This window comes from Desulfurivibrio alkaliphilus AHT 2, from assembly GCF_000092205.1.
GTDB classification, from domain to species: Bacteria; Desulfobacterota; Desulfobulbia; order Desulfobulbales; family Desulfurivibrionaceae; genus Desulfurivibrio; species Desulfurivibrio alkaliphilus.
Genome location: NC_014216.1, coordinates 761,446 through 777,947, shown reverse-complemented (window position 1 = coordinate 777,947; position 16,502 = coordinate 761,446). Strand labels below are relative to the sequence as shown.

12 protein-coding genes are annotated in these 16,502 nt (G+C 56.2%); 1 reads left to right on the top strand and 11 read right to left on the bottom strand.

Annotated elements, in window-relative coordinates:
* Positions 1 to 51: 51 nt before the first annotated feature.
* The 3 genes from DAAHT2_RS03360 to DAAHT2_RS03350 form a co-directional block, all read right to left on the bottom strand.
* On the bottom strand, positions 52 to 2,175 hold the full coding sequence (locus DAAHT2_RS03360) for a methyl-accepting chemotaxis protein (RefSeq protein ID WP_013162890.1): 2,124 nt from the start codon (positions 2,173 to 2,175) through the stop codon (positions 52 to 54).
* Between the two features lie 111 nt (positions 2,176 to 2,286).
* On the bottom strand, positions 2,287 to 2,817 hold the full coding sequence (locus DAAHT2_RS03355) for a chemotaxis protein CheW (protein WP_013162889.1): 531 nt from the start codon (positions 2,815 to 2,817) through the stop codon (positions 2,287 to 2,289).
* Positions 2,818 to 2,861: 44 nt separating this feature from the next.
* Positions 2,862 to 4,085 carry a response regulator gene (locus DAAHT2_RS03350; RefSeq protein ID WP_013162888.1) on the bottom strand — a complete coding sequence of 408 codons (1,224 nt, stop codon included), beginning with the start codon at positions 4,083 to 4,085 and terminating at the stop codon, positions 2,862 to 2,864.
* Between the two features lie 270 nt (positions 4,086 to 4,355).
* Between DAAHT2_RS03350 and DAAHT2_RS03345 the strand changes: the two genes are divergently transcribed.
* Positions 4,356 to 4,871: a type 2 periplasmic-binding domain-containing protein gene (locus DAAHT2_RS03345; RefSeq protein ID WP_041718791.1), complete on the top strand. Its 516-nt coding sequence runs from the start codon at positions 4,356 to 4,358 to the stop codon at positions 4,869 to 4,871.
* Positions 4,872 to 4,954: 83 nt separating this feature from the next.
* On the opposite strand, the gene DAAHT2_RS13745 is transcribed toward DAAHT2_RS03345, so the two are convergent.
* The 8 genes from DAAHT2_RS13745 to DAAHT2_RS03305 all read right to left on the bottom strand — a co-directional run bounded on the left by DAAHT2_RS13745 (position 4,955) and on the right by DAAHT2_RS03305 (position 16,496).
* A complete protein-coding gene (locus tag DAAHT2_RS13745; RefSeq protein WP_013162887.1) occupies positions 4,955 to 7,336 on the bottom strand; it encodes an ATP-binding response regulator in 2,382 nt (793 codons plus the stop codon).
* Entirely contained in the window at positions 7,326 to 7,670 is a 345-nt protein-coding gene (locus tag DAAHT2_RS03335) for an HD-GYP domain-containing protein (RefSeq protein ID WP_280982686.1), read from the bottom strand. The genes DAAHT2_RS13745 and DAAHT2_RS03335 overlap by 11 nt, the downstream gene beginning before the upstream one ends.
* Positions 7,671 to 7,718: 48 nt before the next feature.
* Complete coding sequence (locus DAAHT2_RS03330) at positions 7,719 to 8,969, bottom strand: IS256 family transposase (protein WP_013162619.1); 1,251 nt, start codon at positions 8,967 to 8,969, stop codon at positions 7,719 to 7,721.
* A 68-nt stretch (positions 8,970 to 9,037) separates the two neighbouring features.
* Positions 9,038 to 9,817 carry a response regulator gene (locus DAAHT2_RS03325; protein ID WP_049824354.1) on the bottom strand — a complete coding sequence of 260 codons (780 nt, stop codon included), beginning with the start codon at positions 9,815 to 9,817 and terminating at the stop codon, positions 9,038 to 9,040.
* A 22-nt stretch (positions 9,818 to 9,839) separates the two neighbouring features.
* Positions 9,840 to 10,706, bottom strand: a complete 867-nt coding sequence (locus DAAHT2_RS03320) for a nitrogen regulation protein NR(II) (protein ID WP_157861399.1) — start codon at positions 10,704 to 10,706, stop codon at positions 9,840 to 9,842.
* Positions 10,706 to 13,159, bottom strand: a complete 2,454-nt coding sequence (locus tag DAAHT2_RS13740) for a response regulator (protein WP_013162885.1) — start codon at positions 13,157 to 13,159, stop codon at positions 10,706 to 10,708. Before DAAHT2_RS13740 ends, DAAHT2_RS03320 begins: the two co-directional genes overlap by 1 nt.
* Before the next feature lie 269 nt (positions 13,160 to 13,428).
* Positions 13,429 to 14,811 (bottom strand): sigma-54-dependent transcriptional regulator, encoded by a 1,383-nt coding sequence (locus tag DAAHT2_RS03310; RefSeq protein WP_013162884.1) that lies wholly within the window; start codon positions 14,809 to 14,811, stop codon positions 13,429 to 13,431.
* Positions 14,811 to 16,496: a LytS/YhcK type 5TM receptor domain-containing protein gene (locus DAAHT2_RS03305; RefSeq protein ID WP_013162883.1), complete on the bottom strand. Its 1,686-nt coding sequence runs from the start codon at positions 16,494 to 16,496 to the stop codon at positions 14,811 to 14,813. The genes DAAHT2_RS03310 and DAAHT2_RS03305 overlap by 1 nt, the downstream gene beginning before the upstream one ends.
* Positions 16,497 to 16,502 lie beyond the last annotated feature (6 nt).

Here is a 16,502-nt window from a genome sequence, read left to right as displayed (position 1 = left end):
CCGGCTCGACAAGCTTGTTTCCGACGGCGCTGCCGGGCCGGTTATCGATAATCAGAAGCGGTCGAATTCCCGGTCTTCCAGGGCTTTCGCCTCACGGGACTTCCTTTTGCCCTCGCCCTTAGATTCAGCTTCCAGGCTGTCCCAACCCCCGAAAGCGCCCTCGCCGGTCTCGGCAAATCGCGTTTCATGCCCCACCGGCAAGGCCCGCCGCCGGCCGCCGACAGGGCTCTCCTTGATGGTGAAGGTACTGATCAACTCCCGCAGGTAGTCGCCCTGGCTGGAGAGCTCCTCGGCCGCCGCCGCCCCTTCTTCGGCGTTGGCGGTGTTGGTCTGGGTTACCTGGTCGATCTGGCTTAAGCCCTGGTTGACCTGGGCAATGCCCTGTGCTTGCTCGTTGCTGGCCGCCGCGATCTCGCCCACCAGATCGGTGGCCTTGGTGATGGCTGTTACGATCTCCTTGAGCGACTCGGCGGTCTGGCTGGCGATCTCGGTGCCGTTGGCGGTCTTGGCCACCGAACCCTCGATTAATTCGGCGGTTTCCTTGGCCGCCTTGGCGCTGCGGGCCGCCAGGTTGCGGACCTCCTCGGCCACCACTGCGAAACCCTTGCCGTGGCGGCCGGCCCGCGCCGCTTCCACCGCCGCGTTGAGGGCCAGCAGGTTGGTTTGGAAGGCGATCTCGTCGATCACCTTGATGATCTTGGAGATGTTCTGCCCGGCCTGGTTGATCTCGGTCATGGCCGCCATCATCTTCTCCATCTGCTCGTTACCGGTCTCCGCCACCTGGCGGGCCTCGCCGGCCAATTGGTTGGCCTGGGTGGAGTTCTCGGCGTTGCGCTTGGTCTGCGAGGCCATCTCGGTCATCGAGCTGGTGATCTGCTCCAGCGAGGCCGCCGATTCGGTGGCCCCCTGGGACAGCGACTGGCTGGAGCCGGCGACCTGGCTCGAGCCAGCGGCGATCTGATCGGTGGCGGCGGTGATCTCGCCAACGATCCGGTTGAGATCGCGGTTGGTCTTGAGCAGGGCGGTGCCGATCAGATCCTGGTCGTCATAAGGCTTGACCTCGAAGGTCAGGTCGCCTTGGGCCAGCTTCTGCAGGGAACCCACCACCTGGTGCTGGAGGGTGTCGGCGAATTCATCCATGGCCGCGGCCATCTGCCCGATTTCATCCTCCCGCTGCATGTTCAGCCGCCTGTCCAGCCGGCCCTGGCCCATCTCTTTGATCATCTGCACGGTTTGAGCAATGGGCCGGGTTGCGGAACTGATGAGGAAAAAAACGGCGATCACCACCACCAGGCCCAGGCTGACGATCACCAGCAGCAATTGCCGCAACTGGTTGTTCACCATGGCGGTGTGGGCGGAAACATCCTGGAAAACGCCGACCACGGCCAGCAGGTTGTCATCGTAGTCGCGGATCGGGAAAAGGGAATAGGCGGTATTGTTTTCGCGCACCACCTCGCTTGCCCCTTGGCGGGCCTGCTCGAAAACATGGGGCGGCGGCTGGAGTTCGGCTCGGCCGGACTGCAGGATAAATTCCCCCCTCTCCGGCGCGAACACGGCCAGGGTCGCCCCGGCCAGCCCCTCTTCAATTTCGTTGAGCAACTCTTCGGTGAAGGCGATATTGGTTTCCATGACCCCGACCACCTGGTTATCGGCAAATACCGGAACCCAACCGCGCATCCCCATGCCGTAAGCGGCCTGCCTGAAACCGGTTCGAGCGACCCCGCTGTTGGCCGTGGCCAGGATAACATTGGAGGTAACCTCGTCGCCCCCCTCGTTTTGCGGTCGCTGGGTACGGGCAAATCCCCGCAGGAGATCACCTGGCTGCCTGGCCATGAAATGAAGCACTGTAACATCGAAGCGCTCCCTGACATCCGCGAAGATCGGGCCGAGCATCTCCATGGCCACATCGCGATCACCAACTTTGGCGGCCTGGGCCACATCCGGTCGGGCGGCGGCGGTGGCGGAAATCGCCAGTGCCTGTTCAGTCTTCTGCTGAATAAACCCCTCCACCGAAATCACCGTGGTTTCAACATTGTGAGAGACGGTGGCCTCCAACAGATTCAGCAGAGAGGCTCTAACCATAAACGTGGTGATCAGCACCAGTATCGCCAGCAGCAACCCGGTGGAGATAATCAGTTTGGCTTTAAGGCTCATCTTGCGAAGCATTTTTTTCATTATTTTTTTCCTCTCCTCCTGGCACAACATCTTAAATTTCCGACCAGATCACTGTCGGCATATGGCATGGCTTTCACTTTATGATGTTTTGAGCAACATCACCGCAGCGGCTTATTTCTTTGACTCCCAGACGGCGTTATTGATGCGCCGCAATTCCTCGTCAACAAGCAGTTGTTCAACATTGAGCAGGATTTTGACCTCATCGCCGATCTTGCCCATGCCCTGCAAAAAAGGGCTGTGCCTGCCCCGGCTGGTTTCGGGGGGAGGTTCCACCTGGGATCCGGGAATATCCACCACCTCCTGGACCTGGTCTACCAACAGGCCGATGACGGTACCTTCTATATCCACCACTACGATACAGGTTCGCTCGTCATACTTTTTCTCCGGCATCCCGAAACGGACCCGGACATCCATCACCGGGATCACCTTGCCCCGGAGGTTAATCACCCCCTTGAGGAAGTGCGGCATATCGGGCACCTGGGTGATCTTTTGGATGCCTATGATCTCGGTAACAAAGCGGATTTCAATTCCGTAATCCTCACCGTTGACGTGAAAGGTGAGGTATTTGTCTTTCTGAGTGTCCTCCTCGTTCTCGTCCCAATCGTGATCAAATGTTTCTTCCCTGCTTTTCGCCCTGGTCATGATCTCTCCTCGCTTTAGTTAGCGGTCGATTGTTCGCTTGCCTGTCATTTGCCGCTGGCGGTTGGTTGCAGTTGGACACTGAAGATGAAGGTTGACCCTTTGCCTGGTTCGCTTGTCACGCTGATTTCACCTCCCAGCAGTTTGACCAGCCGCTTGGCCACCGCCAGACCCAGGCCAGCACCTCCGTGGCAGCGGGTCAGGGAGCCGTCGGCCTGACGGAAACTGGCAAAAATGCACTCCTGCTTTTCCGCAGGGATGCCGCAGCCGGTGTCACTAACCAGAACGCGCAGCCGAAGGACTCCGCCGTTGCCATGGTCATTGCCGTTCTCCCGCTCAACCTTCACAGCTATTGAGCCCTGCTCGGTGAACTTGAAGGCATTGTCCAGCAACAGTTGCAGCACCTGCTCCAGGCGAGCGCTATCTCCCCGCAGTTGGGCCGGCACCCCGGGCATTCGCACCACGGTCAGCTCCAGGCCCCTTTCTCGGGCTTCGGCTTGGTAATGCTGTCTTATTACCGTCAGCAGCTCGTCAAGCTGGAAATCTTGTTCCGATAAATCAACCTGACCGCTGTCCAGTTGGGAAAGCTCCAGGACATTGTTGAGAGTACCGTTCAAGCCCCAAGCAGCCTTGACAATGGTCTGGAGGTAGTTGCGATGGTCGGCAAGCATCTCGGGCTGATCCAGCATGACTTCGCTGAGGCCGATAATTTGGTTTAAGGGCGTGCGCAACTCGTGGCTCATGTTGCCGATGAACTCGGACTTGAGGCGGGAGGCCTCCAATGCCTGGTCCCGGGCCTCCTTGAGTTCCTCCACCATCCGAAACAGGTCCACGGTGGCCGCCTGAACTTCCTCCTTTAGCCGCTGCTGGTAGTTCTTTTCCAGCATCCGGTAGTGGCGGAACTGCAGCCCTCGCTCCACCGCCTTAATCAGCATCTCCGGTTCCACCGGCTTTAACAGGTAGTCGAAGGCCTCTTTTTTTACCGCCTCCACCGCGCTACTGAGTTCGGCGTAGCCGGTATGGAGAATCACCGGCACATCGGGATCTTGCTCCCGAATTTTGCTCAACAACTCAATACCGCTCATCTCCGGCATTTTGATGTCCGAAAGCACCAAATCGTAATTGCCCACCTTGAATGCCTGAAGAGCGGCCAGGGGATCATGACAGGCCTCCAGCGGGTACCCCTCGGCCTCCAAGATCGCCTTCACCGCTTTCAAAACTTTGGCATCATCATCAACCAGTAAAATCGAGCTAACCTCCTTAGCGTGCATGACAGTCTCCTGCTGATAAATTTAAAAAATAAGACGCACCTCATCCATAAGCAAAAAAAATGCCAAACAACCAAAACACTGAAATAGCGAGCTAAACCAGCAAAAAATCTCGGCCCAAAATACGCCAAAACTATCAACCATGTAGTTTTTACTTAGCAACAATTACAGAGCCAAGGCCGGGCGACAACCCCGATCAGCAGCGCCGCAGAAATCGAATACCCCCCATTTTCCGTGGTTGGCCAGACTGGAGAAGCCGACGGCTTTCCATACATGTCCTTGCATGAGGCCATTGTGGTTCGAAGGGATACCGTCGGGATCAGTGATCTTGACGATCTGCGCGGCAAGCAGGTCGCCGTGATGCAAGGGGACAACGCCGAGGAGTTTTTACGCCGCAAGGAGCGCGGCATAGAGATCATCACCACTGCCACCTTTGAAACAGCACTGGACCAATTGGCCTTGGGGTACCATGACGCCGTGGTAATGCAACGATTGGTAGCCCTGCGTCGTCGGGTGGCGGAGAGGAACGGAGAGTTGCGGGAGAGCGAGGAATTTAATCGCACCATCATGGACAATCTGCCGATGGGAGTGGCGGTAAACTCGCTCAACCCGGAAGTGAAATTTTCCTATATGAACGATAACTTCCCCAGGCTGTACGGCACCACCAGGGAGGCCCTGCTTGCCGGCGATTTCTGGGAAACGATTTATGAAGACCAGGAGTCCAGGGAAAAAATTAAAAAAAGGGTGCTGGCCGATTGCGCCAGCGGTGATCCCCAGCGGATGTTTTGACCAGAAGTTCCCATTGCACGAAAAGAACGAGAAACCGGTTACATCACCGCATCCGAACCCGGCCGGGGATCCACTTTCCGGCTTTACTTCCCACAATATTCAGAACAGGAAGGGCAGTCGGCCAGAACCTCACGGACCTGATTGATCAGAACCGCCGGCTCGATTGGTTTGTGGATAAAGTGGAAACCTTCAGCGGCCAGATCTTCACTGTTAACAACATCATTGGTATAGCCGCTGATTAAGATGATCGGCAGATCAGGCTTAATTCGGCGCATGGCCAAGCCTGTTTCCCGGCCGTTTAACTTGGGCATTACCACATCCATTATCACCAGGTTGATGTCACTCGGGTTTTGACTGAAGAAAGTCAATGCCTCTTGGCCATCGACCGCCAAAAGCACCTGGTGGCCCTGCTGCTCCAAGACCCTCTGTAAAACCCGTCGCACCTGCTCTTCATCCTCGACCAGCAGTATGGTTGCCCCCTGACTTTTTTCATGGGAGAACGTAGAAGGTTCAGGTTCCTTCGGCCCGTTGCTTTGCTCACTGATCAACGGCAGGTAAATAGTAAAAGTACTGCCCTGGCCGGGTTCACTTTCCAAGCGGATGGCCCCGCCGTGTTGCTGGACGACACCCTGGACCATGGAAAGCCCTAGACCTGTTCCCCGGCCCACTTCCTTGGTAGTGAAAAAAGGATCAAAAATTCGCTTTCGGATTTCCGGGTCAATCCCGAAACCGGTATCGGCCATGGTCAGGACCGCCCAAGGACCGGCAGTGACCAACTCCAGCTCCGACGGCGCTTTTTCCTGCCATCCGGCGCCAATGGTCAACCGCCCGCCGGCAGGCATGGCATCTTGGGCATTGCTCGCCAGATTCATCAGCACCTGCTCGATCTGAACGTGGTCGGCCATGACCGGCAGGGGCCGGTCAATCAATTCCAACTTGAGCTCAATGTTTTCCCGAATAATTCGGCGCAGCATCTTTTGATTTTTCTCAACCGTTTTGCCGAGATCCTCCGGCTTTAGTTCAATTTGCTGTTTACGGCTGTAAGCCAGGAGGCTGCGGGTCAGCTCCGCCGCCCGCCTGGCGCTGTCGAGGATTTCCTGCAGATAATCCTGGCTGACCTCGTCATCCCGATGCCGCCGCTTAACCAGGGTGGCAAAGCTGATCAGTGAGGTCAGGATATTGTTGAAGTCGTGAGCTACTCCGGCTGCCAGGGTACCCACCGCCTCCATTTTGGCCGACTGGCGCAGTTTTTCCTCCAGCAGCCGGGAGCCGGTCAAATCGATCATCACTCCCCGCAAGTATACCGGGCGTCCATCGGCCTTTTCAACGCTGACCACATCCCGCAACCAGGCAAAATCACCACCTTTTTTCTGGAAACGATAGTCAAAAACGTGGTCTTCGCCCATGGCACTGTAATGCCGGCAGTAGTTCTCCGCCGCCTCGCGATCTTCCGGGTGGATACGGTCAACCCAAAAGGAAAAGTCGGTCCATTCTGCCTGCTTATAGCCCAAGATTTTTTCCACCTGAGGGGCGATATAAGACCAGCGGTTGACCGCGAGATCAAATTCCCAGGGGATGGCTTCGATACCTTCGGCCAACCGTCGGTATTTCTCTTCGCTCCGGCGCAGCGTATTTTCCCCCTGCTGCAGTCGGGCGAAGTTAAGTTGAAAAATATACATCGCGCCGCCAGTGAGCAATAGCCCGATCAGCCAAAGGACGCCATAGGCCAAGCCATGGTTTGCCAAAACGCCAAGCATAGCCTCCCGATAGGGCTGCCAGGGGACCAAAGTGCTGATCCCGCCGCGCAACGAGCCCACATTGCCTTCAGCCCCCACATTGGCATCAGTCGTGTAATGACATTGCATACAAGACGGTTCAGGTTCAAGTATTCGCATCATACGCAAAAAAGGCTGGTTGTCGACCTCTGCCAACTCTACAAATTCCTTTTGATCGGGATTGGCGATCAACCGGCGCAATGCCTCAGCCTCCCAGGCATCCGGGGCATTTTCCGGCCGAACCGGCTGCAGACTGGTGAGCTTGCTCAAAACCCCAAGCTCCGGGTCAGCTTTGGCATTGATCTTTCGGACAGCATAGGAGGGATTGATCAGGGTCAACAAACGGCCGCTGGGGGTCACCAGATCCCGCTCCGGCAGATTGCTTAAATAGGGGCTGGGAGGGGTCTGCTCAGTGACCGGCACATATATTCCGCCGTGCTCGGTGACCCAGCGACGCAAGTTGATATCCTTGCTGTAACTGTGGCGAGCGGCTGTTTCGGCGTTGCTCAAAGAGCTCTGATAAACCTTGTATGAATCAACCGCCCAAAGGACCATAATCAGGCTGGTCCAGGCGGCGGCTACCACCACAAAACCCCATCTTAACCATGGTGGCGACGTCCTGAACCCTTCCCCTTTGGGCGAACCTTCGTCCCAAAGGAACTTTTTTAACCACTCATCGCTACCGGCCATTGTCTCCGTTGCTCCAGTGCAGGTAAATTTCGGCAAACACCTGATTGATCTCCTGAAAGGCCGCCAAAACCTCGGGATCGAAATGCCCGGGCTCCGTGCGCCCATCCCCTTCTACTATAATCCGCACCACTTCCTGGTGGCTCAGGGCTTTTTTGTATGGGCGGGCGCTGCGCAGGGCATCGTATTGATCACAGATGATCACAATTCGACCCTCCAAAGGAATCCGCTCACCGCTCAGGCCGTGGGGGTAACCACTGCCATCCCAGCGCTCATGGTGGGTCAGGGCAATGCTGGCCGCCATTTTCAGGAAGCCAAGGTTTGAATCAGCCAACACCTTGGCCCCGATCAGGGGAGTTATTGTCAAATCTGGTGTACGGAGTCCTCAGGCGGCCATCCGCATAGGTTGATCTGACACCTTGATTCCGTTTTTGAATTGTATGCCGGTGACGACCTCAGCCAGCCGGCGAAATCCCTTGATCTTTTTCCATCTTTTTTCAGCGCTTTGCAGCAGCTTAAAGACCATGGTCAGGGTGGTGTCCCTGGAACCGCAGTTCCGTGATCTCTTGCTGCGCAGGCGCACAGTGGCAAAGGCCGACTCGATGGGGTTGGTGGTCCTGATATGCACCCAGTGTTCGGCTGGAAAATCGTAAAAAGCCAGCAACTCGTCCCGGTCCTTGGCCAGGCACTCCATGGCCTTGGGGTATTTGTCTTCGAAACGGGCCAGCATACGATCAAAAGCCTGGCTGGCATCTTCCTTGGTCTCAGCCATCCAGATATCATGCAAATCAGCCTTGGCCTTGAGCTGAAGCTTTTTGGGCATCTTGTTCAGCACGTTGGCCGTTTTGTGAACCCAGCAGCGTTGGTGGCGGGTCTTCGGATAGACCCTGCCCAAGGCGTTCCAGAACCCCAAGGAACCATCGCCAACCGCCAACTCGGGGCCTGTGGTCAGGCCCCGAGCCCGCAGCCCGGCGAGAAGTTCATACCAGCTGTCGCTTGACTCCCGGTAGCCATCCTCCACCGCTATCAGTTCCTTGTGCCCCTGGTCGGTAACTCCAATGATCACCAGCAGGCAAAGCTTGTCATCCATGCGGACGTTGCTGTAGATGCCATCCACCCACCAGTAAACGTAGCGTTTTCCGTTCAGGTCACGTTGCCGCCATTTGGTGTGCTCGGCCAGCCATTTGGCTTTCAAGCGGGAGATGGTGTTGGCCGACAACCCCTTGGCCTGTTCCCCGAGGAGTGCGGCCAGGGCCTCCTGGTAATCGCCGGTGGAAATTCCTCGCAGGTAAAGCCAGGGCAGCAACTCATCGACACTGCGCGCCCGCTTCAGATAAGGCGGCAACAAACTGCTGTTGAACTTGAGGCCTTGGCCGCTACGATCTCGCACCTTGGGAACTTTGACCTCGACATCGCCGATTCCGGTCTGGATCGTGCGACCGGGAAGATAGCCGTTTCGGACCACTGTCCTGCGGCCATCTTCCAAGCGGCTGGAGTATTGGGCCATGAAGGCCTGTAATTCAGCTTCTACGGCCTGGGCAATCAGCATCCTGGCACCATCGCGCAAAAGGTCGGTAAGCGGGTCGGCGACATTGTTTCCTTGTTGTGAAAGAGCGGTTGGGGTAGACTTGGTCATGGCGTATCCTCCTGTGTTGGCTGTGATCGTCGTGGTGATCAATCAACCTGGATGATACGCCATTTTCCTCAGTTATCCCATACACCAGATTTGACTATAACCCCGATCAGGGTGTGGGTCTGCATGATTCGCCATTCCTCCGGGCGTAACGGCCCTTGCTTAAGCAAAATATCATCGGGAATGCCGACTTTGCCGATATCATGCATGGGGGCGGCCAAGGTGATGTCCTCAACAAACACCTGATCTTGGTCAAGAGCCTCCGCCAGCTTGTTGGCGTAAAAGCCGAGCCGGCGAATATGTGCCCCGGTTTCAACATCCCGGTACTCCGCCAGCCTGAGCAGCCTTGCCGTTACTTCACGGTTAGCCTGGTGCAAGTCGGCCATGGCAGCAGCCAGGGCCGCGGTGCGCTCCCGCACTTTGCTTTCCAGCCGCAAATGATATTTTTTTTCCGCCGCTTGCAGCGCCCTGTAGCCCAAGGCTTTCTCTATCGAATGGACCAGGTAGTCAATCTCAAAAGGTTTAAGGATAAAGTCCGAGGCCCCTTGGCGAATGGCGCCCACCGCGCTTTCCATTTCGGTGTAGCCGGTCATGATGATTACCGGCAACTCTTGATCTTTTTCCCGCACTCTGGCCAGCAGCTCCATCCCGGACATCTCCGGCATCCGCACATCAGTCAACAACAGATCGGCGCTGTAGTTTTGCAGGTACTCAAGAGCCGGGGCGGCGGTGGCGAAGGTTATCACCTCAACATTATGTTCAGCAAAAATATTCGAGATAACGCGTAAAATCGCCAGGTCGTCATCAACGACAATTATCCTGCCAGGATCAACCACTTGCTCTGGGCTCATCGCCTACCTCCCTGCTACAGGGTTATTCCAGATAGTGCTCTTCCATACAATCAGGGCAAATGCCATGACTGAAAAGCGCCTCAGAATGGCGGGAAATATATTGCTCCAATTTACTCCAGGCCCCCTGTTCGTCCCGAATTTTTTTACAAAATGAGCAGATGGGAATGATGCCTCGCAAGATTTTAATCTCATCCCGGGCCTTTTCCAGTTGGCGGTTTTTTGCCTGCAAGATTTGCTGGTGACGTTTTTGGCGCATAACAATCAGCCATAACAGGCCTACTGAAATAACGGCGAAAAAAAGCAGGCCTCCCATAACCCAGCGGGCAGTCCGCTCTTTCTGCCGAACCATTGTTTCAGCCAGGAGCCGGTCGGTCACATCCACCACCAGGGAGAAAAGCAGCTTGGTTTCATAGAAGAATACCGGATAGGAATAGACCTCTACGTCCCGAATAGCGCCATCGGCCAACTGGTGACGGAAATTGAAATAGTTGCGGTTTAAACTTTCAGCTCGACGCATCTCGGCAACCACCTGCTCCGGGCTCAAGATGTTGATTTGCTGAATCTTCATGTTCGTCAGGTCATGGTGGCCATAATATTGCCGTGCCACCCGGTTGGCGGATAGAATATCTCCACTTCGGGGGTCGATCAGCAACATCACGCTGCCGTGATTTTCAAAAAGTTCGTAACCAAAAATGTTTTCACGGGTGGCCTGGATTAATTGTTCGCTAAGCGACGGGTCCGCCGCTGCTAGGATTTCCGTTTGCCGGGACTGGGCAAGCACCTCTCGAACCGGAATCGACAGCAACACCAATAAAAACAGCAAGGTGATAAAAATTTTATTACTGTAAACTGGCATGTTTCCTCTTTCTAACCCGAATGGGTTGGTCATCAGCCCTCGCAGTCGAGCACATCCCGGATTTTGGCGGCCAAGACTTCCATGGAAAACGGCTTTTCAATGAAATTCACACTTTCGTCAACCATTCCCTGATGGGCGATGATTTCATCGTTGTAGCCGGACATGAACAGGTGTTTGATCTCCGGGTAACCGGCTTTCAGCTTTCGGGCCAGCTCCCGGCCGTTCATTTGCGGCATCACCACGTCGGTTATCAGCAGATCAACCTGCCCCCGATGCTCTTCCGCCAGGCGCATGGCTGCTGCCGGAGTGTTGGCGGCCAGTACGGTGTAGCCCCATTTTTTCAGCGTCAATTCAACAACTTTCAGCATCGCCGTTTCATCTTCCACCAGTAGAACGGTCTCATTGCCCCGGATGATCGCCGGCCCTTTTTTTTCTTTCGGCGCCGACTCAATGGGGACATCATGGCGTGGCAGATAAATTTTAAAGGTTGTTCCTCGTCCGGGCTTACTGTCAACTTGGATCAAGCCGTGATTCTGCTCGACCACCCCGTAAACGGTGGCTAGCCCCAGCCCGGTACCATGGCCAACCTTTTTGGTGGTAAAAAAAGGTTCAAAAAGGTGGGAGAGGGTCACTTCGTCCATGCCGCATCCGTCATCGCTCACCACCAGCAGCACATAGTAGCCCGGCCTCAATTCCTGATGCTGGGCGCAGTCGCTTTCAACCAGGGTCATGTTGTCCGTAGCAATGGTGATCCGGCCAACCCCGGCAATGGCGTCCCGGGCGTTGGCGCAGAGGTTGAGCAGGACCTGATCGATCTGGGTAGGGTCAATTTTCACCGGCCAAAGCTCGGCGCCGGGCTTCCATGCCAAATCAATGTCCTCATCGATGAGCCGCCGAATCATCTTGAGCCCAACCTGTACGGTATCGTTTAAGTCCAACACCTTGGGAGCCGCCATTTGCTTGCGGGAAAAAGCCAGCAGTTGGCGGGTGATTTCGGCAGAGCGACGAGCCGCCGTTAGGGCCTCATGCAACATTACGTGCTTGGCATCGTCCATGGCCGGGTAACGCATGGACATCTCTATGTTACCAATGATAACGGTCAGCATATTGTTGAAGTCATGGGCCACCCCGCCGGCCAGCCGGCCCACCGACTCCATCTTCTGGGCCTGGCTCAATTGGAGATAAAGCTTTTCTTTTTCGGCCTCGGCCCGCCTGCGATCAGTGATATCAATAAAAGAAGCCACTATGCCGAGTACCTTGCCGTCTTGAAAAATGGGGTGAGACCAGTATTCCACGGGAAAACTGGTGCCATCGGCACGCCAAATTACTGCGTTTTCATGGATTTCTTTACTGTTATTCCTAAGAAGTCGGCACTCATGGATCGGCATGGGCTTGCCATCCGGATAGGAGTGATGGATCATCTCGTGCATCTTACGCCCGATCAATTGCTCGGGCTTTTGGTAACCGAGCATCCGGACACAGGCGGCATTACAGAACGTGCAAGTACCATCGTTATCGAGACCATAGATTGCCTCGACGGTGGAGTTGAGCAGCAACCGATTCATCTCGTTGCTCTCCTGCAGCATGGCTTCACGCTCTTTCAAGTTGCTGGTGGCGACACTAACTCTGTGACGCAGCAGAACGATAAAGGCCAAGCCCAAACCCAACAATGAAACCAGCAAAATCGCCAGATCGATTATCCAGGGAGGGACAATTTTTTCTGGATCCTGGACCGCTCCCCACTTGAGGCGGGCCTGGTAATACACCGAGGAACTGTCCTGGCGCCAAGTAAAGAGATAACGGTCCAGTAGAGCCAGCAGCTCTGGATTGCGCCCCTTGCCGGTCGCAAAATAGATATCGAAGGGATTAAAAGCAATGCCACTGGTTTGGAGTCGATATTTATCCCCGGCGGCATCCCCGAACAGCGAGTTGACCACACCACCAGCCACCAGTCCATTACTGACCGCCTGGAACACCTCATCGAAATCTGAAAACTCGATAAATCGGCTGCTAATGTCGAACTTACTCAGATGTTCTTTGAAAGCCAGGGCATTATGATCCTGCCGCATCACCGCAATGGTTTTATCCCGAAGCTCACAGATCGACATGGGAGGCGAGTCTTGCCGGACATAAAGCTCTCCCCATACCGTCAGCAGAACCTGGTTGCCGAAATCCATAAAGGCAGAGCGCTCCTCAGAGTAGGCGGCACTGGTAACCAGATCGACATCACCCGACCGCAAGCGCTCCAAGCCTTGATCCCAGGAGCCAAACACGTATTCAAAGTTGATCTGCTCGCGCGAGGCGATTTCGTCGAGCATGTCGACATAAAACCCTCGCACCTTGCTGTCTGTATCAAGAAAGATGGCGGGATAATAGTTGAAGGCGGCAACCCGGATGGTCGGAATTTCCCGGCACCACAGGGATGAAGGGAAAAAAACAATCAGGAGTGCACAAAAAATGATAATCTTTTTGTGGTTTTCAGCCATGCTGACGTGTCTCTAGCGAACGCGGAAATATCAAAAAAATAGAAAAAATATTTCAAAATTTGAAAGAATCACAATTGGTAAGGGAAAGTAAGCAATTTTTGCGCCACCTATGCAACTCTATGTTCTATCGACATAGAAATTAGAGACTTGCCCTTTGGGTGGCTGCGACAAAGTACATGTGAGTAATTTTTACATGGTAATTTTTACATGTTTTCGGCACACAGGAAACCCTGGCGCCGTCATAAGCCAGAGGGCCGTGGTACTCGTTACTACTCCTCCAGGTTGTACTTCTTGATCTTGGCCAACAGGGTTTTATGGGTAATGCCCAAAATAGCGGCGGCCTTGGTGCGGTTGCTGGCGGTGTGACGCAGCGCCCGGGCGATGGTGAGCTTCTCCGATTCCTCCAGGCTTAGGGGGGCGGACTGATCGACCGGGACGCTCTCAGTCGAGTGGAAATCGGTAACCGGAGAAACCGTTGGGGCCGTAACACCTTGCATGCCCTGGCTGACCTGCTCGACTCCCACCTCTCCGTCGCTGCTGAGCAAGGCGGCCCGGCGTACCACGTTTTTCAGCTCCCGCACATTGCCCGGCCAGGGCTGGGCGGCCAGCAGGGCCAGGGCCTCGTCGCTTAAGCCGCTGAGATTGCGGTTTAGTTCCACCGCCGCCGCAGACAGCAGGCGAGTGGCCAGAAAGGCGATATCTTCGGGGCGTTCCCGCAAGGGCGGCATGAGCAGGCTGTACTCGTTGAGCCGGTAATAAAGATCGCGACGGAACTCACCGCTCTCCACCGCCCGGCGCAGGTCACTGTTGCTGGCGCCGATTATGCGCAGATCAACTTTCACCGGCTTATCGCTGCCCACCGGGTAAAACTTCTTTTCCTCCACCACCTGGAGAATCTTTGCCTGGGCCCCGGGGCTGAGGTTTTGTAACTCATCCAACAGCAGGGTGCCGCCTTTGGCCAACTCGAAGTAGCCCGGCTTGCTGCGCTCGGCGCCGGTAAAGGCCCCTTTGCGGTGGCCGAACAGCTCGCTTTCCAGCAGGGTTTCCGGGATCGAGCCCATATCCAGGGCGATAAAGGGTCCGGCGGCCCGGGCGCTCAGATTGTGGATCAGCGAGGCGGCAAAGCTCTTGCCGGTACCGGTTTCCCCTTCGATGATCAAGGAAAAATCCGAGGCTGCCACCACTTTGATCTCGGCAATCACCCAGGCCATGGCGGCGCTCTTGCCCAGTTGATTTTCCAGGGTGAAGGCCAGGCTGCGGTCCAACACGCAGACCTTTTTCTCCAGCTCGATTTTATCAAGCGCCCGCCGCAGGGTCATCAGCAGATGATCGGGGTCCGGGGGTTTGAGCAGGTAGTCGTACGCCCCTTCCTTGATGGCCTCAACTGCAAGGGCAACCTCGTCGTAACCGGTGATCATGATCACCATCGGGTCCTGCTCCAGGCGCTTGATCCGGCGCAAGACCTCAAGACCATCCAATTCCGGCATGGCGAAGTCCAGCAGCACGATATCGAAGCTCTCGCGCTCCAGCAGCGCCAGGCCTTCCGGGCCACCACCGGCCGAAGCCACCGTCAGGCCCTCCGAGGTCAGCAGCAAGCCAAAACCTTTGCGTATCGATGCCTCGTCATCGATGATCAGTATCCGGCCTTCCATCAGCGTGCCTCCTCCACATTCTCCACCGGCAGGTAGACCGTTACCCTGGTGCCCTGGCCGGGGGTGCTGTTCACCTCGATGTAACCCTTGTTCTGCTTGACAATCCCATAAGCAGTGGACAGCCCCAGGCCGGTGCCCTGGCCGAAATCCTTGGTGGTGAAAAAGGGTTCGAAGATCTTGCCCAAAATCTCCTTTTCCATCCCGCAGCCGTTGTCACTGACCGTCAGGGCCGCGTACCGGCCGGGCCGGGCGCCGGGATTATCTTCGCAGTAGGCTTGGTCGAGTTCGGCGGCGGCGGTGGAGATGATGATCACGCCGTCATCGGCCAACGCCTCTTTGGCGTTACGCACCAGGTTGACCAGCAACTGGTCAAGCTGATCCGGATCGAGCCTTAGCTTTGGTAGATCGCCACCCGGCTGCCAGCGCAAATTTACCTGCTGCTGATCGATCAACCGTCGCAACAGGGGGAGAAAGCCATCCACCGCCTCATTAAGGTCAAGCTCCTCGGGCATGATGCTCTGTTTACGGGCAAAGGCCAGCAGCTGCCGGGTCAACTCAGCGGCCCGTTTGCCGGCGACCTCGATTTCCTCAAGCTCCTCGGCGTCCGGCCCCTGTTTACTTTTGGCCAGGTGAGCATTGGCGATGATTGCCGTCATCAGGTTGTTGAACTCGTGGGCGATGCCGCCGGCCAGGCGGCCCACCGCCTCCATTTTGCGGGCCTGGAAAAGCTGGTCGGTAAGCAGTTCCTGCTCCTCTTGGGCCTTTTTCTGCTCGGTGAGATCAAAAATGATGGAGTGCAACAGGGCACGGTCATCCACCAGGGTGGGGCTGCTAAACACCGCCACATCCCGCAGGCTGCCGTCGGCCAGCCGATGTTTGAACTCGAAGTGGTAGCGCTTCTGGCGGCGGGCCTTTTCCATTTCCCCTCGGATCTGTTCGGGAGTCAGAATATTGATCTGGGAGATGCGCATCCGTTTCAGTTCCGGTTGCGACCAGCCGTAAAAAAGTGCTGCCGCCTGGTTGGCGTCGATGATCCGGCCGTCGTCGGGATCAACCAGCAGCTTGACGGCGGCATGGTCATCGAACAGCTGCCGGTAATTTCTCTCGCTGAGCCGCAGGGCCTCCTGGTTGGCCAGAATCTTGCCGGCCAGCAAAGTGGCTAGGGGATAAAACAAAATGATGGGCAGGGCAATGTTGCTCAAAACCTTTAAGGCGCTCTCCCAGGGCAGGATCAAAGTACCGGCCAGCACCCCCAGGTGCACCACCAGGCCAAAGAGGTAAAGCTCGCTGCCGCGAAACACTGTCCGCCGGGGACGCAGATAATAATAGGCCAGCAGGCCGATCCCGGCGGAGGTCAGAATCGACAGCACCCCCATGGTCACCCCTACCCCGCCCATGCCGACCCGCACGGCAATGGTCATGGCGGCGGCCGGGAGGGCCGCCCAGGGCCCGTAAAAGAGGGCGGCCAGGGAGATAACCACCGAGCGGCCGTCAAAGATCAACCCCGGCTCCAGCACCAGGGGATGAAACATCCCGATGATGGCCGCACCGCCAAAGAGCAGACCCTGTAGCACCGGCCCCAAGCGATTCTCCCGCGGCCAGCGCTGATCCAGAAAGCCGGACAACACGCACAGGGCCACCAGCAGGGCCAGGTTAAAAATCAGTTCGGTAAGCAACAGGTTCAAAGTGCC

What these genes read in the sequence shown, in the direction of transcription:
- DAAHT2_RS03360 (WP_013162890.1), bottom strand. Translation starts at nt 2,175, where the DNA reads ATGAAAAAAATGCTTCGCAAGATGAGCCTTAAAGCCAAACTGATTATC.
- DAAHT2_RS03355 (WP_013162889.1), bottom strand. Translation starts at nt 2,817, where the DNA reads ATGACCAGGGCGAAAAGCAGGGAAGAAACATTTGATCACGATTGGGAC.
- DAAHT2_RS03350 (WP_013162888.1), bottom strand. Translation starts at nt 4,085, where the DNA reads ATGCACGCTAAGGAGGTTAGCTCGATTTTACTGGTTGATGATGATGCC.
- DAAHT2_RS03345 (WP_041718791.1), top strand. Translation starts at nt 4,356, where the DNA reads ATGTCCTTGCATGAGGCCATTGTGGTTCGAAGGGATACCGTCGGGATC.
- DAAHT2_RS13745 (WP_013162887.1), bottom strand. Translation starts at nt 7,336, where the DNA reads ATGGCCGGTAGCGATGAGTGGTTAAAAAAGTTCCTTTGGGACGAAGGT.
- DAAHT2_RS03330 (WP_013162619.1), bottom strand. Translation starts at nt 8,969, where the DNA reads ATGACCAAGTCTACCCCAACCGCTCTTTCACAACAAGGAAACAATGTC.
- DAAHT2_RS03325 (WP_049824354.1), bottom strand. Translation starts at nt 9,817, where the DNA reads ATGAGCCCAGAGCAAGTGGTTGATCCTGGCAGGATAATTGTCGTTGAT.
- DAAHT2_RS03320 (WP_157861399.1), bottom strand. Translation starts at nt 10,706, where the DNA reads ATGACCAACCCATTCGGGTTAGAAAGAGGAAACATGCCAGTTTACAGT.
- DAAHT2_RS13740 (WP_013162885.1), bottom strand. Translation starts at nt 13,159, where the DNA reads ATGGCTGAAAACCACAAAAAGATTATCATTTTTTGTGCACTCCTGATT.
- DAAHT2_RS03310 (WP_013162884.1), bottom strand. Translation starts at nt 14,811, where the DNA reads ATGGAAGGCCGGATACTGATCATCGATGACGAGGCATCGATACGCAAA.